Raw genomic sequence first — 20,097 nt, 5'->3', positions numbered from 1 at the left:
CGTCCGCCTTGCGGCGGTTCAGATTACGTCTGGGACTCTCGCAAACCGGCTTGTTTCCCGTTCGTACGCGATCGGCTTTGAAGCCCAGCCCGCAGGATGGGGACGCACGAGCGCTCGCCCATCCTGCGAACTACGCTCTACGCCCGCCTCACCGTACCTCGTACACCGACACCTTCGCGATCTCGGTCGGTTCGGGCTCTTCCGTCGCAGGCTCTTCGTTGCCGGACTCGCCGACCGAGACGTCCTTCATCCTGCGCTTGACCTCCTCGCAGGTCTTGCGGACGTCTTCCGTAAAGAGCGCGCATTCCTCGATGCGCTTGAAGATCTTCCGCCCCTCCTCGCGATACCCCGCTGCCGTCTCGCGCATGAAGGCAATCGCATCATGGACCTGAACTGTCAGCGCCTCACATTTTCGCGCGGCATCGATCAGCTCGGCGCCCATGGCCTCGATCTCTTTTGCGGCGGACTCATAGTCACGAATGACCGCCTCTGCACTGAGCGCGCCCACGCGCGTGACCCCCTCGGTGTGCTCGACGTAATCGGGCAGCGCAATTGAAGCAATCGAGCTTCCCGTGCGCACCGATGCAATGTCAGCCTCGAGCTGGACCAAGTTTACTCCTTCACGTCTGCGCAATTGTTCAACACTTGCCATGATCGACCCTCCCAATACGCACCCCGAACCCTAAACAGGACAAAGTGTATTACGTGGATAAGCGACCTTCTAATCAGATATGTCGTTGACAGCCGCAGCTTTGCCATTTTTGCGCGGTTGTCGCCGCGGCACGCAGCGATGATGGATGTCATCAACGCTCAACCTCTCATAGTCGCGGTTCGAATTGCGGTGACGGTGCACCTAACTCCCGGAGGATCGGGACGAATCGTTGCAGGGATACCCCACACGATCCATAGGATGAGTGGAGCGAGTCGATCCCCATCGGCCCCGCCAGGCGATGGATTTCGCAAAGCCTCAACTCATCCACGCGCTTCCACCAGACCCATGCCGCGAAAAAGCAAACGCCTCCTCCCTCGCCTTCGCAACGTCCGGCGGGGCGCTCGGTGGGTGCGAAAGCGGTTCGCCCGAGCACCGCGGATGGTTCGGATCGCGGGCAGCATGGCGATCCTGCTCGCGATCGCGGCGCTTGTGAACATCGTCTATCACGTGGTCCGCAAGCCCACCGAGCTGTTCGTCCTTGTCGGCAATGCGCTGGACAAGGAGCCGGCCGAGAACTGGCGGCAATACGGGCCGCTGTTCCGCACCTATTCCACCGCGACGATCACGCCCGAATTGCTGGCCGCGCTGGCGCAGGTCGAGAGCTCGGGCAATCCGGTGGCGCGCACCTACTGGCGCTGGCGATTGAGCCTCAATCCGCTCGCGATCTACCGGCCCGCCTCCAGCGCCGTCGGCCTCTACCAGATGACCGATCCAGCCTTCGCCGACGCCGCACGGTTCTGTGTCCGCGGCAACGCGGTCACGGAAACCGGTTGCGGGTTCACGGGCCTCTACACCCGCGCAATCCCGAGCCACGCCATCGAGCTGGCCTCGGTGTATCTGGACCGCAACGTGGCTGACGTTCTCGCCCGCGCGGGCGATGTGAAGGCAAGCCGCGAGCAGAAGCAGGACCTGGCTGCCTTCATCCATCTCTGCGGTGCGGGCCCCGCCACGGCCTATGCGCGCCGCAAGTTTCAGATGATCGCCGACGAGCGCTGCGGCGATCACTCGGTTGCAAGCTATGTCGCCAGGGTTAACGCGATGAAGCGGCAGTTCCTGCGACTATCGGCGGATGACCCGTAGGGTGGGTTTGCATGCGGCTGCGCGAGGCGCAGTGCACCAGCCTAGACATTCATTGTCGCGAGGGCGCGTGCTTCGGCGGGCTGGCCGGCGTTTTGAGGCGCGTTGATATCCTTCCAACACTCATCACTTTGATGGACTGCGAGAATGTTGATGTCGAGACCCATAAACCGGTAGCCGTTGTCCTTGAGCCAATCCTCGAGTTGCCGGTTATCCGTCTTGATTTTTTCGATCAGGAGGATCGGGCGGTACTTCTTGATTGTCTCCCGAGCACCCGCAAGGGCCTCCATCTCCATGCCCTCGATATCGATCTTGATGAAGTCGACTCGCGGCAAGTTGAGCTCGTCCAGCGTCATTTTTCGGATCATGACGGTGTTGTTGGTGTAGTCGATCGGCTGGCCGATGAATTCGTTGCTCGGGCGCTGCCGCAATTCCAGGCTGCCGAAGCTGGAAGGCGCAAAATAGTTTGGATGTGGAATTTGCATCGTGCCGGATTCGGAGGAAACGGCAGCATGCATCGCGAACGCATTGAAGCAGTTGTTGATGGCAATGTTGCCCGCCAGCGCATAGTAGATCCGTTCCTGGGCTTCGATCGCAACCACCGAACCCCAGCCCGTCATCGACGAGGCCCATTCGATCGTGTGCACGCCGATATTCGCGCCACAGTCAATGGCGACCACCCCGTCACCGTGGTACCGCCGTCGCAATGCCAGCAGTTCGAGAGCGATATTGACCTCGACTCGATCGAAAGCAGCCGTTTCGAGGATCTGAAACCCCACGCCGTAGCCGCGGTCGGGACCGACCATGCGATAGTCGAAGCGATTGACGATCATCGTCCCATGGTTGGACGAGGCCATGACAAAGGCCAGCTTTTGCCCTGCGATCGGCATTGCGGAATCTCCTCTAACTCGGAGATGCCACTATCCCAACGCGCGCTTATGCGAAGCTTGTCCCGACAACGGCGCAACCAGTGTCTTGCCGGCCGCGCTTGCGCCCTACCTGATCTTCGCCAGGCATTCCTTCAGCCGCTCCAGCTCCGAGCGAACCTGCGCCTCCATCGCGTCCTGCAATGCGAGTATGCCCCTGCTGGACAATTCGGCGGAGGCCTTTCGGTCCAGATTCTGCTTCCAATCCCGGACTGCCTGCTTCGTGGCCCTTTGGGCCTCCGACGTCGCCTTGAGGTACTCCTTCATGCAGGCGTCGGCCATTGAGCATGTCTGGCACTCCTGGCCGGCGGCCGGGCTTGAAAGAAGCAGGGCGAGTATCGCGGTAACGACTCTCATGCCGATTCCTCCCGCCCAGGAGCATAGCACGTCTCGGGGATGCCGAGAGGAGCAGCGCATAGGATGGCTGGAGCGCTTGCGAAACCGATCGTGCCGCGACAGCTATCGATGGGTTCCGCTTCCCGTCTATTCCGCTCCACGTCCGTCGATGGCCTTCACCACCAGCCCGTGAGATGGGTTTCGCTTCCGCCTTCGCTCTTCGAGCTACGGCGGATAAGTCGCTCTACCCATCCTACGCATCTCGTCCTCTACCACCAGTACGGCCACCGCCATCCCTCATAGCGGACCCATGACGACACATAGGGCGGGCCGTTCGGATCGACCCGGTCGTCCTCAGGGCGATAACGATATCGTGGAACAATGTAGTAATCCCACGGCGTCGGCCTGAGCACGGGCGCCGTGACGATGAGCCTCTGCTGTGGTTCGCGAACCACCTGGGCCTTCCGCGTCCGGGCTTCAGCGCCTGATATCCCGAGGTTGCACAGCACCAGGGCCGTTCCGAGCGCACACGCGGCAGTCATGATCTTCATGCGTTGGTCTCCTTCGCTGGAAGAGTGCAAAAGGACGCAAGGCAAGGCAAGCTAAATTCGCTCGCGCTACGTGCGCGCGCGGCGCAGAGCCTCCTCCAGCTTTTTCCTTTGCTTGTCCCACCGGCCCTGCTCGGCCTCGGCGCGTTCGTCAAGCGCGGCACGCTCAGCTTCGATCGCCTCCGCCTTCGCGTCGTGCTCCCGCTTCGCTGCGTCCAGCGTCGCCTGGGCCGTGGCGACCGCCTCGTCGCGGCGCGCGCGCTCCTTCGCGCGCTCCTTGGCGATGGCGGCCTCTTCCTTGCGGCGCGCGGCGTCCCGCCGCCGCTCTTCCTTCTCGAACGCCGCAGCGGCTTTGCACGCGTCTTGATCGTCAATCTTGCGTGACTGTTTTGTCGCGCCCTCGGCCGGACGCTGCTTCGGTTTGGATTTGGACTCGGGCTTGGAGTTGGGTCTGGGTTTTCGCTTGGGCTCACCGTCGGCGAGATCGGTCGGCAGCTGGGCGCTCTCGGTGAACGGGCCGTCGGAGCCGACCGGACGCCGGAGCACGACGCCCGGGCTTGCCATGGTCGCCGCGACGATGTCGGGGTCGTCGGTCTCCTTCGCGGCGCCCTGATGAAAGAGGTTGGAGCTGGCGCCCCAGGCCTCCAGCGCCGCCTTCATCGAGGGTGCGGCGACCGCCTGGTCGTAGAAGCCGAGCGAGGTCTGGTAGGTCTTCAGTTTTCTTTGCGGTTTTCTAGTCGCTTCGCTTTTCGGTTTTTTCGGCATGTCGCCCCGCGGCCCCGGCGACGCACCTCTCCGTCGCACCGGCGTCACCATGCCATAGTATCCCTGTTTTGCCCGACGAGTCAAATTTTATTCGGAATCACCGAAATCGATACGAGGCAAGCGACGCCCTTGCCAACGGAGCCGCACAATATTCGGTCCCGCAGCCCCCTGAAATCATGCGTGTTTTCTACGGTGCATGGGGTTGTTTTCGACATTTTTGTTGGCAGACAGCTCCGCGAGGTGTCTCCCTACGCCGCGTCGACGTCCTCAGGCGCCGGACCTGCCACGAGCCCGTCGAGGCCGACCATCAGCAAATCGGCAATGTGCATCAGCTGGTAGAGCGGAATATCGGCCTCGCCGTTCTCGGCCAGCGCCAGGAAGGCGGGCGTGACGCCGATGCGCTCGGCGACCTGGACGTCGGTGTAGCCGCGGGTCTCGCGCGCCGCCTTAACACGCGCGCCGATCCCGAGCCGGTGCCGGGACTGCTCGTCCGCCGTCATCATGACGGCCTGTTCGTCCGGGCTCGCATAACCGTCGGCGAACGCGCTGCCGATCAGTCTGCCCTTGCGCCAGGCGACGCGGCAGTCCTTGCGCAATCCGCTGCTGAAGACCAGCGTGAACTGCTCGGCGACCCAAAGCGACGAGTTGAGCTGCAGGCGGGCGCCGCTGCCGGAGACATCGCGGATCGTGCAGGGCACGCTGATGAGGCTGCCGGTGCCGTTGTCGAACTCGACAATCCCGGTTCGCAACGTCTGATGTCTGGCAGCGGCACGATGCTCGCTCATGACCTGGACTCCCAAAGCTTGCGGCAGCGTCGAACGGCGTAGCCGACGCATCCGTATGATCGGGACATGGATACCGCGGAATTTTTCCCGAACCCCTAAGGCTCCGGCACTTCAACCGGGACCGGACGCCATGGTAAAGAATTTGCTCCCAATCCATCTTTTTCGGCGGAATGCGTGCGGCGCGCCCGTGAAAGCGTTCTCGAGCGAAATGGATACCGGTGCGCGTCAAGAAAGCGCGCCAAAACCAAAAACCTGGAGCCTTTCCCGTTCCGATTCCATCGGAACGGGAAAGGCTTTGGGGATGACGAGGCAAGCAATGACCGAACCGATGAAATGCCCGAACTGCCAGTCGGAGCACGCCTATCAGGACCGCGATCTCTGGGTCTGTCCGGAATGCGCCCATGAATGGAGCGCTGGGGGCGATGTGGCCGCGCAGGCTCCGCAGGAGGCCGGGGTGCGCGATGCGCATGGCAATGCGCTCACCGATGGCGACAGCGTCATCGTGATGAAGGACCTCAAGGTCAAGGGGTCATCGTCGGTCGTCAAGGGCGGCACCAAGGTCAGGAACATCCGCCTCCAGGAGGCCACCGACGGCCACAACATTGCCTGCAAGATCGACGGCATCGGCGCGATGAATTTGAAATCGGAGTTCGTGAAGAAGGCCTAGGCCGCCCGCGTCCGCTCCAGCTACTCCTCCAGCAGCGCGTCATACCCCTTCGCGCTGAATGCCAGCAGACAAAACCCATGCCCGAACGGATCGGCCATCATCGCGATCCGCCCATAGGGCGCATCGCACGCGGGCGCCTCGAGGGTCGCACCGGCGGCAAGTGCGCGCGCGACGGCCGCATCGACATCGTCGACGACGACGTCGATGTGCAGCGGCGTCCAGTGCCGCTCATAGCGGCGGCGGTCGCTGCCCGCGCTCGGTGTGCCGGCCTGCTTGGTCAGAAGATACAGCGGCGCGGGCCAGCCCAGCAGCTCGACGAAGTCGGTGCCGAAGCGGCGGCCGACCGTGAGGCCGAAGGCGGCGGTGTAGAAGGTGGTCGCTTGCGCTGCGTCGGGAACGTCGATGTTGAGCAGGATGGTCATGACGGGCAGCGTAGCCCGGACGGCGCGGACGCATAATCCGGAATGTTGCCGCACCTTTCGGTCGCGGATTTCGGTTCCGCTCCAGGCTAGTCGATCACCGCTGCCGCTGCGCCAGATAGAATCCGCACAGCACCGTGACCAGCCCCGCCACCTGCAACATCGTCGGCGGCTCGCCGAGCAGCAGCCAGCCGACCAGGAGCGTCAGCGCCGGCACGCAGGCCGGGATCACGGCGGCGCGGGCGACGCCGAGGCGCTGGACCGAGACGGCGAACAGATAAAGCGCGGCGGGGCCGGCGAGCACGCCCTGCGCCAGCGCCTGAATGGCATTCTCGGTCACGCCTATCGCGGCGACATGGGCGAGACCGACGGTGGCGAGATAGATCGGCAGCAGCAGCAGCGACAGCACGTTGATGACGAGCGCGGCCGACACGGCGGAGACGCGCCAGCGGCGCAGCAGCGCGCCAAAACCGGCGAACATGAATCCGGTGAGCACGAAGATCAGATCGCCGAACACGCCGTCGGACCCGATATGGCCGATCGATTCCGCGCCGATCACGCAGAGGCCGCCGACGATGACCAGGGCGCCGGCAAGGCGCGATGCAGAGATGTGCTCCTTCAGCACGACCGCCGCGAGCAGGAGGCCGCCGAGCGTCGCGCAGGAGGGCTGGATCACGCTGCCGTGGCCGAGCGGCACGAACAGGAATCCGGTGTAGGAGATCAGCGACATCACGGGACCGCCGAGCACCATCAGCACAAGGCCCCTGCCCCAGCCGATGCCGCAGAGATCACCGATGCCGGCGCGCGCGACCAGCGGCAGGAACGCGATACCCGACCAGACATAGCGATGCACGAGCAGGTCGACCGGGGTGAAACCGACCTTGAGGCCGTGCCGCGTGCCGGCAAAGCCCAGCGCCCAGAACAGCGCAGCCGACAGGCCGCAGACGACGCCGAGTAACGCCGGCGCCGCATCGTTCTTCTGAATGAGAGCGTCAGCGCCGCTCGTTCGCTGATCCATGGGCAAGCCTTATGTCAGCGCGTGAGCCGCCTCAACCCACGCCGTTGCAGGTCTGGCACGCGGCATAGCCCAACCATCATGCCTCCTCGCCGAACACCATCCGCCATCCCTTGCGTGTGTCCATGTATTCCCGCACCTCGCGAATGCGGTCCCCGGCGACCCTGAACACGAAGCAATAGTCGTTCTCGTAGGGCTTGCCGCCCGCAAGCGTGGCACGCATCCTCTCTTCCACGATCACGACATCGCCGTCGGCGTAGACCCCGCGAAAGGCGATATCGACCTCGGAGAACATCCTGTGCATCTCCTGCGCGATGAAGCGCGCGATCGCTTGCGCGCCCACCATGTGATCGGTGTGATCGAGCGCGACGGCGGTGGCGTTGCCCTTCGGCGCGATCCATTCGGCATCGTCGGTGAAGAGCGCGGCGATGCGGTCGGCATCGCGCGACGAAAAGGTCTTCCAGGCGTTGAGAACGATGTCTTTCGGGCTGGTCACGGCGCGCTCCAGAACTGGCATTGAGGGGGCTTCCATCAACGGCAGCCTTCTAGGCCGCCATGCGCGTTGCCGCTCGCCACAATCGGACTCGGTCATCCCGCGGCCCTTCCGCCCGCGCGGGCATGCGCTATCATCCGGCCATGCTGAGTTTTGACGATTGCAACGCCGCGCGCCTGCGCAGGGATCCCCGCTATGACGGCCGCTTCTTCACGGCGGTGAAGACCACGGGCATCTATTGCCGCCCGGTCTGTCCGGCCAAGCAGCCGCTGACGCGCAACGTCGTCTATTACCCGACGGCGGCCGCGGCCGAAGCGTCTGGCTTCCGGCCCTGCCTGCGCTGCCGTCCCGAAACCGCGCCGTTCTGCCCGGCCTGGAACGGCACGCGCTCGACGGTCGCGCGCGCGGTGAAGCTGATCAACGAGGGCGCGCTCGATGAAGATTCGGTGGTGACGCTCGCGATGCGGCTCGGCATCTCCTCGCGTCACCTGGCGCGCTTGTTCGAGCGCCATGTCGGCGCGACGCCGCAGCAGCTTGCCAAGACGCTGCGCGTCCAGCGAGCAAAACGCCTGCTCGATGCCGGCGAACACACCATGACCGACATCGCGTTCCAGGCCGGCTTCGGCAGCCTGCGAAGATTCAATGCCGCGTTCGCCGAGCTCTACGGAAGATCGCCGTCCAGCCTGCGCTCATCGAGGGGTGCGTAGCCCGAATCGAGCTACGCAAGTTCGCTCAGAAAAATCCAGGGCTGAGATCGAGCCCATAGGTCAGGCTCAGCACGAACACGAACAGCGCGGCGGCTGCGAACAATGCAAGATGCCTGAGAATGAACGCGCGCGGCGAGGTGGTGGCAATAACGGCTTTCTGCGCAACGGGCATGACGCCCTCCGTTATGAAAACGCTTCTTGGCCGCCAATGAGCGGCGCCCGCATCAGGCGCCGCGATCTGCAAAGCAACTATTAAAGAGATCACACTCGTCTTGAACGGCCGTCCACAATCGGCGCGCGACGGCGATCTTTCTTGCCGCAACTTTCTCAACCCGCGCACGGCGCGCCAGATCACGGCTCGCCTCTCAAAAAAAGACCGCGCTCCCGAAAGAGAACGCGGTCCATGCAGACTCGGGAGGAGACGAGTCAGCTTCGTGTTGTCTTCAGACGATTGAGATCAGCGGGCCGTGCCCGTCGTGACGTCCGCGGTCTTGACCTTGCGCGGCGTCAGCACGCGGGCCTGGTGGACCGAAGCGACGGTGGTCGGCACGGTTGCCTGCTGCTTGACATGCGCGGCACCGAGCACGCGCACCTGCAGGGGGGAGACCGGAAAACCGTTGGCCTCATAGGTCGGCAGCTCGGCGGCGAAAGCCGCGGTGCTGCCCGCGATCGTCAGGATGGCGGCGGCGATCGACAAAGTCTTCTTGTTCATTGGTGATGCTCCTGGATGGAAGATTCGGAGCACATTTAAGCGCGTTTTGCTGCATTGCGATATGCACTGCTGCATTGCAACAACGCATCCGTTGCATGGCAATATGTTTAATACGCACAAGCGCTTGGTCGAAGCCCTGCCAACGCGACATGACACTTTTATGGGCGGCGGTCAGGCACCGAGCACATGCCCCCCGCGTGCACGCGGCTTATTTCAACGCCGTCGCCAGCGATTGCAGCTTGGCGACGAGATTGGTGCCGAGCGCATAGATGACCTCGATGATCGCCAGCGCGATACCGGCTGCAATCAGGCCGTATTCGATCGCGGTGGCGCCGGATTCATCGGCTGCAAATTCGGTCAACAGGCATTTCAATTTCACAACTCGCATCCTTTCAACTCTACCGCACGTTGCCGGCGCGAGAGCGATACCAAACCACAATCCAAGATTGAGTAAATTCAATCCCTTCAATTTGATGACAATGAATGGCTGCCGCTTTTCAGCCACTTGCCGCCCCTGAAACCGCGGGGAATTCGCGTTGCACCTCGGCAACACCCGCCCGAAAAGCCCCATTTCGTCTATTTGCGCCATTGCGCCGCCACACCATCCTCCGAACAATTGACGCGTCGCGTGCCTGGCTGTGCAAGGTTGGTTCGAACAGAACCGTTTGGAGGCAGGGATCATGAATGATCGGCGATCTCTTCTGGTGGCGGTCTCATGCCCCTCGGCCGTTCTCGCCGGCTGGCTGGTGCTCTCCCTGTCCGCCTACGCTCCGGCCCTCATCGAGAAGAGCAGCGCCAATGCTTCCGCCGTGTCGCGCGCGAAGGATCTTGGCCGGCTCGAGCTCGCCGACGTCCCGCATGCTGCGGCCATCGAGGATGGCATCGCCCTGACCGCCGATATCGCGGCCGCTGTCGCTGCGACACCGAATCCGGATCCGGCCCCCGAGGCCGCAACAGCCGAGATGCCCGCCGCCGCCATCAAGCTCGCCTCAGCCGATCCGGCGCTGATCTTGCCGGCGGAAGCACCGCCGGCGCCACAGATTTCACCTGAACCCGCGCCCGTCCTCAGCGAGGCTGCACTGGCAGAAGCCGCACCCGCGCCGGAGCCCGTGGTCAAGCTCGCATCCGCCGATCCCACCGAGATCGTGACGACAGATGCGTTGTCGCCCGCGGCGATCGCGACCGGCCCAGCGCCTGCCGCGAGCATGCCATCGCCGCCGGCCGACACCGTCGCCGTGCTCGATGAGTGCTTTGTCATGGACGCCTGCATCGACCGCTATCTGTGGACGCTCTATCAGCGCACCGCGAAGGAGGATTCGATCAAGGTCGAGGACCGCCGCCCCGTCACCATCAAGCGCAGGGGCAAGATGGTCACGGTGATGCGCAGCTTCACAAAGCTGGTCGATCAGGATTTCGGCTGGAAGGATCCGAAAGCGGCCGAGCGCGCCAGCATGCCGATGATGGACTACGTCATCGGCGGCATGGACAAGAGCTTCAAGCGAAAGCTGTTTCGCATGCTGCTCGCAGCCGAGGCCGCCGGCCTGTCGCCGGGCATCACCAGCGCGTTCCGCGACGACTACCGCCAGTCGATCGCGAGCGGCCTGAAGGCTGCCTCCGACCGCTCTTATCATGGCGGCAGCACGCGCGGTGGCTACGGCCATGGCATGGCGGCCGACATCGTCAGCACCCAGGGCAACAACCGCGCGCAGCGCTGGGTCTCGACCGAAATCCTGTGGAAGTGGGCCGACGCCAACGGCAAGGCATTCGGCATCGGCCGGCCCTATCTCGGCCGCGATCCGCCGCATGTCGGCCCGGTCGACGGCCAGGAATACATCTCGAAGCGTGGCACGGGAGACCACAAGGAAGCGGCCAACGTGAGGTCCAAGAAGGTGATGCGGGCCGCGGCCCACGCAAAGCTGCGAAAGACACACGCCGCACGCGAGCAGAAGGGTTTGGCCAAGCCGCAGAAGTCGGCGCAATCGGCCGGCAAGCGCGCGACCTGACCCTACTACGGCTTCCGCCCGGGGATCGGCAGCGGTACCAGGCGCATCTCGGCGGTGCCTGCGTCTTGCGTGCGCACCAGCACCGCAAAGATGGTTTCGACCGCAAGCCGCACGGCCGCCTGCATCGCCTTGCCCTTGGCCAGATGCGCCGCAATCAGGCCGGCAAGGAGATCGCCGGTGCCTGAGGGGCGGATCGGCAAACGCGGCGTCGCAAAGCGCGACAGCTGGCCGTCGGCGCACAGGATCGTCTCCACCTGCCCTTCTGCCGTGTCAGCGAGCGTGCAACCGGTAGCAACGACATCGATGCGACGTTGCCCCGCCAGCGCCGCGCAGGCCCTGCGCAGGCCCTGCGTGTCCGCGATCGTGACGCCCGACAGCAGCTCGAGCTCGAACTGGTTCGGCGTGGCCAGGTTGGCGGCCGGCAGCAGCCGGTGCTGCACCACGTCCAGAATGCCGTCAGCGACATAGACTCGGCCGTCATCGCCAATCACGGGATCGCAGAGATAGACCAGCTTCGAATTCCGCGTCAGCGCCCGCTCGACAAAGTCGGCGATCACCGCCGCATTGCCGGGAGAGCCGAGATAGCCGGTGACCAGCACCGCAGCCTCGTCGACGAGGTCGCGCTCCTCGACGCCTTTCAGGAGATCGGCGACGAGCTCGGTCTCCAGCACCCGCCCACGCAACGTCGGATAACGCGGATGGTTCGACAGCAGCGTCGTCGGCACCGCCGCGACGTTCACGCCCTCCGCCTGCATGGCATAGGCGGCCGCGCTGTTGCCGACATGGCCGTGGACCACCTGGCTTTGAATGGAGATGACGAGCATGCGGAGGTCCGTAGGGTCAAATGCTGAGCGAAGCAAGCGTAGCACGAACGGCTCGCGTAGCCCGGATGGAGCAAAGCGTAATCCGGGGTTCTCAGATCGCGGCATGAATCCCGGATTATGCTGCGCTCCATCCGGGCTACAAGTTTAGAGCATCTCATACCCCAGCCCCGGCCGCAGGGCCCGCATCTTCCGCGCCAGCCGCCGGTGCCCCGTCTCCTCCGACCGCGCCAGCCGGTCGGCGACCGCGACATGGTCCGCATCGCTCTTGTGCTGATTGAGCTTGGCCTGTCCCTCGACCGTGTCGACCACGAGATCGACGACTCGGATCGCAGCCAGCATGCTCTCGCGCTTGCCCGGCTCCATTTGCGCGAGGTCCCAGGGCTGCTTCGACAACCGCGCCTCGGACACGGCAAGCAGCGCATCGCCGTGCCCGCGGTTCTCGTCCAGTTCGCGCAGATGCGCCACGCCCGACAGGTGCACAGCCTCGTAGAGCCAGGTCGAGACATTGTCGCGCGAAGAGTACCAGTCGTTGGAGATATAGGCGTCGTCGCCGGCAACGATCAGCAGGAAGCGCCGCGTGCCGTCTGCGAGCAACACGAGCGGATTCCTGGCGGTGAAATGGATCTGCACGACCACCTGCCCGTCGCGCTCCTCCAGCACGAACGGCACGTGCGAGGCACGCGGACCGTGCTCGTCCGCCGCGACGATCATGCCGAAGCCACGTTGCCCGGCAAATTCCAGCGCGCGCTGCTCCTCGATGCGAAACTGGGGACGAAGCACATGCATGGCGCGGCGCTCGATGGCTCGAACAGGGGACGGCGAGCGAAGGCTAACCCATGACCCGGCAAAATCTGAAGAACAATCGGCCCGCAAACGCCGATGCCAGCAATGCCTCAGCGCCGCGCCAGCGTCGCAAGATAGGCGCAGAACATGTCGGCCATGGCATCGGCATAGACTGCGATCTCCGTCTCGCTCCGCGTCTCTTCCGAAAAACTCTTGCCGACGTCGCTCAGCGTCGCCGCGATCAGCTCGCCGGCCAGGATACGCGTCGCATCCGAGGCTTTCGGAAGCGCCTCCCGCATGAACGCGGCGACGATCCCCTCGCCGGCTGCCCGGGCGTCCTGCGCCTCGGGCGCGTCGCGATACAGCGGCGCGGCGTCACTGAGCGCGACGCGGATCGCGGCCTCCTCGCACTCGGAACGAATGAAGGCGTGGACCAGCGCACGCAACCGCGTCGGCGGCGGCTTCGCCGCATCCGCGAGGATCCCGCGCAACAGCTCGCTCGTGCGCCGCCACTCGTCGCTCTGGAGGCGGAACAGGATCGCCGCCTTGTTCGGAAAATATTGGTAGAGCGATCCGACGCTCACACCCGCCCGCTCCGCCACCCGCGCCGTGGTGAAACGCTGCGCTCCCTCCTTGGCCAGGACCTGAACAGCGGCATCCAGAATCGCGGCCACCAGCCCGCTCGATCGGGCCTGTTGCGGCTGTTTTCGTGAGGAAATTGAACGGCTTCGGCGATCGGCCATGGCGTGCCCGGGCAATGCGAATAGGAAATGCGACGAATTAGTCGTATTTTAGCCTCTGCGCAAGCACGCGCTTCTTCGCGAACCCCGGAGACATCTAATGACCACCCCGACCATCACAACGCTTGCGCCGCTGCTGGATCGCCTGTTTCACGAGGCCGAAGCAGCCTGGAGCGCAACACGCGCCGCCGTCGCCGATTTGTCCGCTACAGACCGGGCGCGGATGATGCGGAGCAAGACCGATTACCGCGACCTCTACGGACGCTTGAAGGACGTACCGCTCGCGGTCTCGCGCGAGACGGGTCACCTGCTCTACATGCTGGCGCGCAGTTCGCGCGCGAAGGTGATCGTCGAGTTCGGAACCTCGTTCGGCATCTCGACCCTGCACCTTGCGGCAGGCTTGCGCGACAATGGCGGCGGGCGCCTCATCACCAGCGAGTTCGAGCCGTCCAAGGCGGCGCGGGCGCGGGACAATCTCTCGGCCGGCGGACTGATCGATCTCGTCGAAATCCGCGAGGGCGATGCGCTGAAGACGCTCAGCGCCGATCTGCCCGACACGGTCGACCTCGTGCTGCTCGACGGCGCCAAGGCGCTCTACCCGGAGATCCTGGATCTGGTCGAGGACCATCTCAAGCCGGGCGCGATCATCGTCGCCGACAATGCCGACGACAGCCCCGACTATCTCGCGCGCGTACGCGCGCCCGCAAGCGGCTACATGTCCACGCCCTTCGCCGAAGACGTCGAGCTCTCCATGCGGATCAGCTGACGCTGCACAAAATCGACACTCTGAGCCGTCGTGCGATCTATCGCGCGGCGGCTTCGCCTTCTCGGCGAAACAGCCAAAACTCCGGCAAACCGCTGCCGACATGCTCCGCCCTGTCGCAGGCTCGTCACTCACACGTGATAACTTCACCCGCCAAAAGCCATGTTCCGCGTGCTAAACATACCTACCGCGCGGTATCTTTTGCGCGCCGCATCTGAGCTCGTCATGACCTCCGCCTTCAATGCCTACGCAGCGCTTGCCCTCGCCATCGTCTTCGAGGTGACCGCGTCCGCCTTCCTGCAGCAGTCCGCGCAGTTCACGCGGCCATGGCCGACGCTGGCCATGGTGCTGTTCTACGTCGCCTCGTTCTACGCGCTGTCGGTGGCGATCCGGGTCATTCCGCTCAGCATCGCCTATGCGATCTGGGGCGGCGTCGGCATCATCCTGACAGCCACCGTCTCCTTCGTGCTGTTCCGCCAGATGCTGGACGCCGCGGCCTTCGTCGGCATCGGGTTAATCGTGTCAGGGGTCGTGGTCATCAACTTGTTCTCGCAGACGACGGCGCACTGATGCCGGCCAGCGCCTACACCCGCGCCAAGCAGCCCGAGCAGGTCCGGCGCGCCCTGCTCGACCATGCCGCGGCGATCGCCATGGATCACGGCGTATCGGGGATCACGGTGCAGGCGGTGGCAGCGGCGGCCGGCGTCACCAAGGGCGGGCTGTTTCATCATTTCGGCAGCAAGCAGGTGCTGATCGAGGGCCTGTTCGCCGATCTCCTCGCCCGCGTCGATGCCGAGATCGACGCCGCAATCGAAGCGGACCCGAAGACGCGCGGCAGCTTTACGCGGGCCTATGTCAATGCGGTCTTCACCGGCAAGGCCTTCGGCTTTGCGACGCCCTGGGCGGCGCTGAGCATGGTCGTGGTCACCGATCCCTCCCTGCGCCGGCTCTGGAACGACTGGATGAAGGCGCGCCTGAAGCGTCACCGTACGACCGACGCAGCGCCCGAACTCCACGTCGTGCGTCTCGCCGCCGACGGCGCCTGGCTGTCTTACATCACGACGGGACAGACGCGCATGGGCGCAGACTTGCGTGCCGTGCACGACCGCCTGATCGCACAGACCTATCGGCGCGGATAGCCGGAACGACGGCTATTGGCTCTGCACTGCCTTGGGCGGACGCGGCGCGGATTTGGCCGATTTTGCTCCGGACTTGGCCGCCGCGCGCGGCGGCGGTTCGTCGACGGACACCAGATAGGCGGCGAGCGCCTTGGCGGAGTCGGAGCTGGTTACGTAATGGTCCTTCAGGAACCAGGCGAGCGTCAGGCTGAAGCGCCCTTTCGCCAATCCCCGCGGGCTGCGATGGCAGCTCGCACAGCCGTCCGCGAAGAGCTTTGCGGCCGGCTTGCCGGCATCGAGATTTTGCGCGGACGCGACCGTCACCGTCAGCGCCGCGGCTGCGAGAGTCACCAGGGGCGCGATCGCGTCGCGCCCCGGTCGAAATAGCGAAATCAATGTCGTCCCCTAGAGCGCTTTCGAGCGAAGTGGATTCAGGTTCGCGTAACGAAAACGCGTCAAAAGAAGCAGCGGCCCCGTCGCGCGGTCACGCCGCCAATAGCTGATCGAATTCGGGCGGAGTGTAGGCCTTGCCATCCGGGTCGGTGATGACGACCCGCCATCCCTCGCTCGCCCATACTTTTGCCTTCGCCACGATGAGCAACCGGCTCTCGCGGGCAAAACTGCACTTCTCATTGTCGCGTTCTGCGACCATTTTATAGGCCAATGCGCATCCCCTTGCGTCGTCGTGCACCCGCTCCCCTCGTGGCAGCGGGCTTTGGCGGCAATTCGCCGGGAGCGTGGCAATTTGGTGCCATCGACGGCAGCATTGTGCCCTGGTTCCAACTGAACGACGGAGATTGATCGTGCGCCGCATCAGAAATGCGATTCTGCTTGTCGCGGGCTTGCCTGGCATGGCGCTGCTTACCACCGCACCTGCGCGGGCGCAGACCTACGATCCGCGCTATCCCGTCTGTATCGAGATCTACACCATCGACGGCAGCAGCATCGATTGCAGTTTCACATCGATCGCACAGTGCGCCGCGACCGCTTCCGGGCAGTCCGCCCAGTGCTACGCCAACCCTTATGCCCTGCGGAGCCGGCCACCGGGTCCGGGTCCATCGCCGCCGCGACGGAACCGTTAGGGTATCGCGATCCGCTCAGTGGACGCGGATGATATGGGGACGGCCGAGATCGATCAGCCCCTGCACCGCCGAGAGGCGGTCGTCCAGCGCTGCGATGGTCAGCAGCAGGTTGTTGCGGCGCTCGTCGAGCATGCCCATCTCGGCACCGGTGAGCTTCGTGCTCGTCCGCTCCTTGTGAATCCCGTCGAGGGATTTGCGCAGCCCGGCGATCAGGCTGGACAGCTGTTTGGCCTCCTTGGTCATCGACCGCTTCGCGACATTTTGGCGGCGCGTCTCCGCCTGGCTCTGTCTCATCGTCATCCTCCCGTTGCCCCGCTGCCCCGAGTGGATGCTTACAGCTTTGAGTACACATATTACGATCGATGAAATCTGCCCGCGAAGAACTTTCTTAAATTGGACAGGCCGGGAACTCTAGGGCGTCCCTGACAGAAAGCCCGGCACGAGGGCCGGGCCTTCTTGGGCGATGTCAGTGCTTCTGGTGACCGCCACCGGGCCCGCCGGCCGGCGACCCGCCGCCGCGCGGAGCGGCATTCATATGCGGAGCGCCACCGCCGCCGTGCGGCATCGCAGGTGTTGCCGCGCGCGGCGCCGGCATCTGTGCGCGCGCATTCATCGGCGAACCGTGGCTCACATTCGGCTGAGCCATGTGCGGCGCTACAGGACGTGCGGCAGGCGCGGCCGAGACACGCGGGGCGTCATGTGCGCGCGCCATCGGCTGCGCACGCGCCGCCGCGCGGCTTTGCGTCTGCTCGTGCACCATACGCGCCTGTGCATCGTGCGGATTGCGGGTCTGCACATTGGCGCGTTCATGCGCGATGCGCTCGCTCCGTCCGGCGTGGGTCCGGTCGGCCGTGATCGCAGCGTCGCGCTTCGCGATCGCGGCGTCGCGCTTGGTCATCGCGGCGTCATGCCGTGCGGTCGCAGCGTCACGGCCGGAGATCGCGGCGGCGCTCCCGTTACCCCTGTCGCCCTTGCCGCGCACACCCTCGCGGCCCAGCGCGATTGCAGCGTCATGCGTCGCCGCACGGCCGATGCGGGCCGCGCGCGGATCGATCGTCATCCGCGCAGCAACGTGCTGATGCGAGGTCCAGTAATTATTCCAGTAGGCGTGGCGTCGATAAAAGGGACGCCCTTCGTAATAGTTCGACCAGTACGAGGTCAGCACGAACGGAACGATCGGCACGTCGATCTGGTCGACGTAGTCAGGCAGATAGACGTAGTGATTGCGGTAGAGATATTCGAGATATTGCGACGATACCCAGCCGCGATCATCGGAGAAGCTCACGTCGCACCAGGCATTGCCGCGCAGGCAACCATGGATGTTGACGCGGGCGCCCTCGGGGACGCGATCGACCAGGGGAAAGCCCGGCCCTGGCCCGGCGCGCAAGCCGGTCGAGACGGTGACGATTCCCGGCCCAGCCAGCGCAGCCGTCGGGGCGAGCAACAATGCGGCAACTAAAGCAGTTCTGAGTCTCATGGCGAATTCCTCCTCGTTCGAGTCGGAACGCGCTGGCGCAATGAGCGTTCCGCGCACGGTGGTCACATCCATCGAAAGATTGAGATGCACGCCGCGCGCAGTTCAATATTCACTCGCCGTTCATCGGGGCGGCCCGCTGAGAGCGAGGTAGCCCGTCAATTCGCTTGCAACATGAACGCGTCGAAGTACGACGCAAGCGCAGCAAAATCATCGAGCGGCAGCACGGTCGCGACGTACTGGTCCGGTCGTACCACGACCATGCAACCGGCCCTCCGATCGATGCCGCGCATGGCGAACACGTCTTGGCCGCTCTTGAGGTCTGGACAGAACATCTTCTCGTAATCGTACAAGCCGTAACGGCCTTTGCTCGGGAGCAACATCGGCGGCATCGCCTCGATCGCGAGTTCGCGATGATCCTGCTGAAACACCGCGCGCAGATCGATCACGCTGTCGATATCGGTGCTTCCGGGCGTATATCGCCGGATCGGAGATTCCCGGGACTCAGCGAGGAAATTGCACAAGGCACGGATGGCCGAGCTCGACGCTGCGGGATTCTCGGCGGGAGAAAACGCGTAAATGCGGAAGCGGCCATCGGCCTGCGATGCGTGGCCGAGGTGGACCGGCTTGGCGTCGCCAAGCCGAATGACCGGCGCGGAATGGAAGCGCTTGCCGATCACGAGGCCTTCGGCGAGATGCTGGTGAGTCGTTGCGCCGGTGAGGAGTGACGGCCTGTAATGCGTCGCCGTGCCCGCGGTGTAACGGCCGTGCCTGACAAAGTAGTCCTGCGTCTTGGCCGCATCGGCGCCGCCAGCCTTGGCGGCGGAGGCGAGAATGCCTGCCCATTCGCGGTCGAAATCGATCAACTCCTTCGCCACCGCCTGGCGCTCGTGCGAATAGGAATGCAAGAGGCTCGGTGCACACTGCCCCCGGAGGACGGCGGCCAGCTTCCAGCCGAGGTTGAAAGCGTCCTGCATCGAGACGTTCATGCCCTGCCCCGCCTTCGGGCTGTGGGTATGGCAGGCATCGCCGGCGATGAAGATGCGCGGCAGGCGGCTCGCGATCTCGGCCTCCGGAACGTCGTCAAACTTGTCGGTCAGGCGCTGGCCGATCTCGTAGACCGACCACCAGGCGATCTCCTTCACGTCAAGCGTGTGCGGCTTCAGAATCCGCTGCGCTTTCGCAATCACGTCCTCAGCCGTGATGTTGCGATTGGCGACGCGCTCGCCGACGTCAAGCTTTGCGAGCTCGACATAGAGGCGGACCATGTAGCCGCCTTCGCGCGGAATGATCAGCAGGCTGCCGTCCTTCGCCGACTGGATCAGGGCCTTGAAGCGGATGTCGGGAAAGTCGGTCACCGCCAGCACGTCCATCACGCCCCAGGCGTGGTTGGCGGAATCGCCATGCAGTTCGCGGCCGATCGATTTGCGCACCGTGCTGCGCGCGCCGTCGCAGCCGACGACATAGCGCGCCTTGATCGTTTCGATCTTGCCCTCGTTTGCGCCATCGCCGCGCTCGAGACGCACCGTCACGGCATAGTCGGCAGGACCCGCGGCCGGATCGACCTCGAGGTCGAGCAGGCGCCGGTTGTAATGCGGTTCGAGCTTGGCAGGCGATTTGCGCATGACATCGAGAAAGCCGTCATGGATGCGCGCCTGGTTGAGGATGACATGCGGGAATTCAGACAGTCCGTCCTCGACATCCTGCACACGTCCGCTGCGGACGATCGTCTCGGGCTTCCGTTCGTCCGGCTTCCAGAACGTGGTCTCGTTAACCCAATAGGCTTCCTTCAGCACGCGCTCGCTGAACCCATAGGCGTGGAACATCTCCATGGTGCGGCAGGCGATGCCGTCGGCCTGCCCGACCAGCAGCCGGCCCGGCTTCTGCTCGACGATGCAGGTCTTGATGTCGCCGAATTGCGCAAGCTGGGCTGCGAGCGTCAGGCCCGCAGGGCCGCAGCCGACGATGAGGACATCGGCCTCTTCGGGCACGGCCCCGGCTGCGCCCGAAGCCAGAATGCGTTCGGCGGGATCGGCGATTTCGGGATCGCCCGGCTGAAATCCATTGAGATGGAATTGCATGAGCACCTCTCCCGTCAACGCCTTCTTGATATTGATCAGTATGCTGACTATCAGTATACTTGTCAAT

General features: G+C 64.3%; 28 protein-coding genes. 8 read left to right on the top strand and 20 right to left on the bottom strand.

The window, feature by feature from the left end; genetic code table 11:
* Window positions 1–148: 148 nt before the first annotated feature.
* Window positions 149–610, bottom strand: coding sequence for a hypothetical protein (locus tag AB7008_RS24610; protein WP_376707163.1), 462 nt, complete (start codon window positions 608–610; stop codon window positions 149–151).
* A 387-nt stretch (window positions 611–997) separates the two neighbouring features.
* Here AB7008_RS24610 and AB7008_RS24605 point away from each other — a divergent pair, with 387 nt between their 5' ends.
* Complete coding sequence (locus tag AB7008_RS24605; protein WP_304494107.1) at window positions 998–1,792, top strand: transglycosylase SLT domain-containing protein; 795 nt, start codon at window positions 998–1,000, stop codon at window positions 1,790–1,792.
* Between the two features lie 41 nt (window positions 1,793–1,833).
* Here AB7008_RS24605 and AB7008_RS24600 read toward each other — a convergent pair whose 3' ends face one another.
* The 5 genes from AB7008_RS24600 to AB7008_RS24580 form a co-directional block, all read right to left on the bottom strand.
* Window positions 1,834–2,679 (bottom strand): FkbM family methyltransferase, encoded by an 846-nt coding sequence (locus tag AB7008_RS24600; RefSeq protein WP_028161196.1) that lies wholly within the window; start codon window positions 2,677–2,679, stop codon window positions 1,834–1,836.
* Window positions 2,680–2,784: 105 nt separating this feature from the next.
* Window positions 2,785–3,072, bottom strand: a complete 288-nt coding sequence (locus tag AB7008_RS24595; protein WP_028161195.1) for a hypothetical protein — start codon at window positions 3,070–3,072, stop codon at window positions 2,785–2,787.
* Between the two features lie 248 nt (window positions 3,073–3,320).
* Window positions 3,321–3,602, bottom strand: coding sequence for a hypothetical protein (locus tag AB7008_RS24590; RefSeq protein ID WP_014495624.1), 282 nt, complete (start codon window positions 3,600–3,602; stop codon window positions 3,321–3,323).
* Window positions 3,603–3,668: 66 nt separating this feature from the next.
* The gene (locus AB7008_RS24585) at window positions 3,669–4,364 is read right to left on the bottom strand and encodes a cell envelope biogenesis protein TolA (protein ID WP_304494187.1); all 696 of its coding nucleotides are present in this window, start codon (window positions 4,362–4,364) and stop codon (window positions 3,669–3,671) included.
* A 248-nt stretch (window positions 4,365–4,612) separates the two neighbouring features.
* Window positions 4,613–5,149 carry a helix-turn-helix domain-containing protein gene (locus tag AB7008_RS24580; protein ID WP_304494106.1) on the bottom strand — a complete coding sequence of 179 codons (537 nt, stop codon included), beginning with the start codon at window positions 5,147–5,149 and terminating at the stop codon, window positions 4,613–4,615.
* Between the two features lie 316 nt (window positions 5,150–5,465).
* Between AB7008_RS24580 and AB7008_RS24575 the strand changes: the two genes are divergently transcribed.
* A complete protein-coding gene (locus tag AB7008_RS24575; protein WP_304494105.1) occupies window positions 5,466–5,816 on the top strand; it encodes a zinc ribbon domain-containing protein YjdM in 351 nt (116 codons plus the stop codon).
* Window positions 5,817–5,836: 20 nt separating this feature from the next.
* On the opposite strand, the gene AB7008_RS24570 is transcribed toward AB7008_RS24575, so the two are convergent.
* From AB7008_RS24570 to AB7008_RS24560, 3 genes are all read right to left on the bottom strand, one after another.
* Window positions 5,837–6,238 carry a VOC family protein gene (locus AB7008_RS24570; RefSeq protein ID WP_304494104.1) on the bottom strand — a complete coding sequence of 134 codons (402 nt, stop codon included), beginning with the start codon at window positions 6,236–6,238 and terminating at the stop codon, window positions 5,837–5,839.
* Window positions 6,239–6,332: 94 nt separating this feature from the next.
* Complete coding sequence (locus AB7008_RS24565; RefSeq protein WP_028161190.1) at window positions 6,333–7,253, bottom strand: DMT family transporter; 921 nt, start codon at window positions 7,251–7,253, stop codon at window positions 6,333–6,335.
* A 76-nt stretch (window positions 7,254–7,329) separates the two neighbouring features.
* Window positions 7,330–7,746, bottom strand: coding sequence for a nuclear transport factor 2 family protein (locus AB7008_RS24560; protein ID WP_304494103.1), 417 nt, complete (start codon window positions 7,744–7,746; stop codon window positions 7,330–7,332).
* Window positions 7,747–7,868: 122 nt separating this feature from the next.
* On the opposite strand from AB7008_RS24560, the gene AB7008_RS24555 reads away from it, so the two are divergent.
* Window positions 7,869–8,450, top strand: coding sequence for a bifunctional transcriptional activator/DNA repair enzyme AdaA (locus AB7008_RS24555; RefSeq protein ID WP_253570904.1), 582 nt, complete (start codon window positions 7,869–7,871; stop codon window positions 8,448–8,450).
* A gap of 25 nt (window positions 8,451–8,475) precedes the next feature.
* Here the strand turns inward: AB7008_RS24555 and AB7008_RS24550 are convergent, their stop codons facing one another.
* From AB7008_RS24550 to AB7008_RS24540, 3 genes are all read right to left on the bottom strand, one after another.
* Complete coding sequence (locus tag AB7008_RS24550; protein ID WP_167541704.1) at window positions 8,476–8,622, bottom strand: hypothetical protein; 147 nt, start codon at window positions 8,620–8,622, stop codon at window positions 8,476–8,478.
* A gap of 285 nt (window positions 8,623–8,907) precedes the next feature.
* Window positions 8,908–9,162 (bottom strand): hypothetical protein, encoded by a 255-nt coding sequence (locus tag AB7008_RS24545; RefSeq protein WP_304494102.1) that lies wholly within the window; start codon window positions 9,160–9,162, stop codon window positions 8,908–8,910.
* 208 nt (window positions 9,163–9,370) lie between these two features.
* Window positions 9,371–9,535, bottom strand: a complete 165-nt coding sequence (locus AB7008_RS24540) for a Flp family type IVb pilin (protein ID WP_028161187.1) — start codon at window positions 9,533–9,535, stop codon at window positions 9,371–9,373.
* Between the two features lie 307 nt (window positions 9,536–9,842).
* Between AB7008_RS24540 and AB7008_RS24535 the strand changes: the two genes are divergently transcribed.
* Window positions 9,843–11,165 carry a hypothetical protein gene (locus AB7008_RS24535; protein ID WP_441259661.1) on the top strand — a complete coding sequence of 441 codons (1,323 nt, stop codon included), beginning with the start codon at window positions 9,843–9,845 and terminating at the stop codon, window positions 11,163–11,165.
* Window positions 11,166–11,170: 5 nt separating this feature from the next.
* On the opposite strand, the gene pdxY is transcribed toward AB7008_RS24535, so the two are convergent.
* The 3 genes from pdxY to AB7008_RS24520 form a co-directional block, all read right to left on the bottom strand.
* Window positions 11,171–11,989 carry a pyridoxal kinase gene (pdxY, locus tag AB7008_RS24530; protein ID WP_304494100.1) on the bottom strand — a complete coding sequence of 273 codons (819 nt, stop codon included), beginning with the start codon at window positions 11,987–11,989 and terminating at the stop codon, window positions 11,171–11,173.
* Window positions 11,990–12,133: 144 nt separating this feature from the next.
* Entirely contained in the window at window positions 12,134–12,775 is a 642-nt protein-coding gene (locus tag AB7008_RS24525) for an FMN-binding negative transcriptional regulator (protein ID WP_304494099.1), read from the bottom strand.
* A gap of 107 nt (window positions 12,776–12,882) precedes the next feature.
* Window positions 12,883–13,515 (bottom strand): TetR family transcriptional regulator, encoded by a 633-nt coding sequence (locus tag AB7008_RS24520; protein ID WP_304494098.1) that lies wholly within the window; start codon window positions 13,513–13,515, stop codon window positions 12,883–12,885.
* A 97-nt stretch (window positions 13,516–13,612) separates the two neighbouring features.
* On the opposite strand from AB7008_RS24520, the gene AB7008_RS24515 reads away from it, so the two are divergent.
* The 3 genes from AB7008_RS24515 (at window position 13,613) to AB7008_RS24505 (ending at window position 15,414) form a co-directional block, all read left to right on the top strand.
* Complete coding sequence (locus AB7008_RS24515) at window positions 13,613–14,278, top strand: O-methyltransferase (RefSeq protein WP_041957923.1); 666 nt, start codon at window positions 13,613–13,615, stop codon at window positions 14,276–14,278.
* Between the two features lie 222 nt (window positions 14,279–14,500).
* The gene (locus AB7008_RS24510; protein ID WP_014495640.1) at window positions 14,501–14,845 is read left to right on the top strand and encodes a DMT family transporter; all 345 of its coding nucleotides are present in this window, start codon (window positions 14,501–14,503) and stop codon (window positions 14,843–14,845) included.
* Complete coding sequence (locus AB7008_RS24505; protein WP_304494097.1) at window positions 14,845–15,414, top strand: TetR/AcrR family transcriptional regulator; 570 nt, start codon at window positions 14,845–14,847, stop codon at window positions 15,412–15,414. Before AB7008_RS24510 ends, AB7008_RS24505 begins: the two co-directional genes overlap by 1 nt.
* 12 nt (window positions 15,415–15,426) lie before the next feature.
* Here AB7008_RS24505 and AB7008_RS24500 read toward each other — a convergent pair whose 3' ends face one another.
* Together AB7008_RS24500 and AB7008_RS24495 are read right to left on the bottom strand one after the other, a co-directional pair.
* The gene (locus AB7008_RS24500; protein WP_304494096.1) at window positions 15,427–15,744 is read right to left on the bottom strand and encodes a hypothetical protein; all 318 of its coding nucleotides are present in this window, start codon (window positions 15,742–15,744) and stop codon (window positions 15,427–15,429) included.
* 133 nt (window positions 15,745–15,877) lie between these two features.
* The gene (locus AB7008_RS24495; RefSeq protein WP_304494095.1) at window positions 15,878–16,084 is read right to left on the bottom strand and encodes a hypothetical protein; all 207 of its coding nucleotides are present in this window, start codon (window positions 16,082–16,084) and stop codon (window positions 15,878–15,880) included.
* Window positions 16,085–16,196: 112 nt separating this feature from the next.
* On the opposite strand from AB7008_RS24495, the gene AB7008_RS24490 reads away from it, so the two are divergent.
* A complete protein-coding gene (locus AB7008_RS24490) occupies window positions 16,197–16,475 on the top strand; it encodes a DUF3551 domain-containing protein (RefSeq protein ID WP_304494094.1) in 279 nt (92 codons plus the stop codon).
* A gap of 15 nt (window positions 16,476–16,490) precedes the next feature.
* Here the strand turns inward: AB7008_RS24490 and AB7008_RS24485 are convergent, their stop codons facing one another.
* From AB7008_RS24485 to AB7008_RS24475, 3 genes are all read right to left on the bottom strand, one after another.
* Complete coding sequence (locus AB7008_RS24485) at window positions 16,491–16,718, bottom strand: hypothetical protein (RefSeq protein ID WP_224580733.1); 228 nt, start codon at window positions 16,716–16,718, stop codon at window positions 16,491–16,493.
* A gap of 223 nt (window positions 16,719–16,941) precedes the next feature.
* The gene (locus tag AB7008_RS24480; protein WP_304494093.1) at window positions 16,942–17,952 is read right to left on the bottom strand and encodes an SH3 domain-containing protein; all 1,011 of its coding nucleotides are present in this window, start codon (window positions 17,950–17,952) and stop codon (window positions 16,942–16,944) included.
* A 155-nt stretch (window positions 17,953–18,107) separates the two neighbouring features.
* Entirely contained in the window at window positions 18,108–20,030 is a 1,923-nt protein-coding gene (locus tag AB7008_RS24475; protein ID WP_304494092.1) for an FAD-binding monooxygenase, read from the bottom strand.
* Window positions 20,031–20,097: the final 67 nt, after the last annotated feature.

It is taken from the genome of Bradyrhizobium sp. 521_C7_N1_3, assembly GCF_052075975.1.
In the GTDB taxonomy this organism is placed as follows: Bacteria; Pseudomonadota; Alphaproteobacteria; order Rhizobiales; family Xanthobacteraceae; genus Bradyrhizobium; species Bradyrhizobium japonicum.
This window is presented reverse-complemented; position numbering and strand designations above follow the sequence as displayed.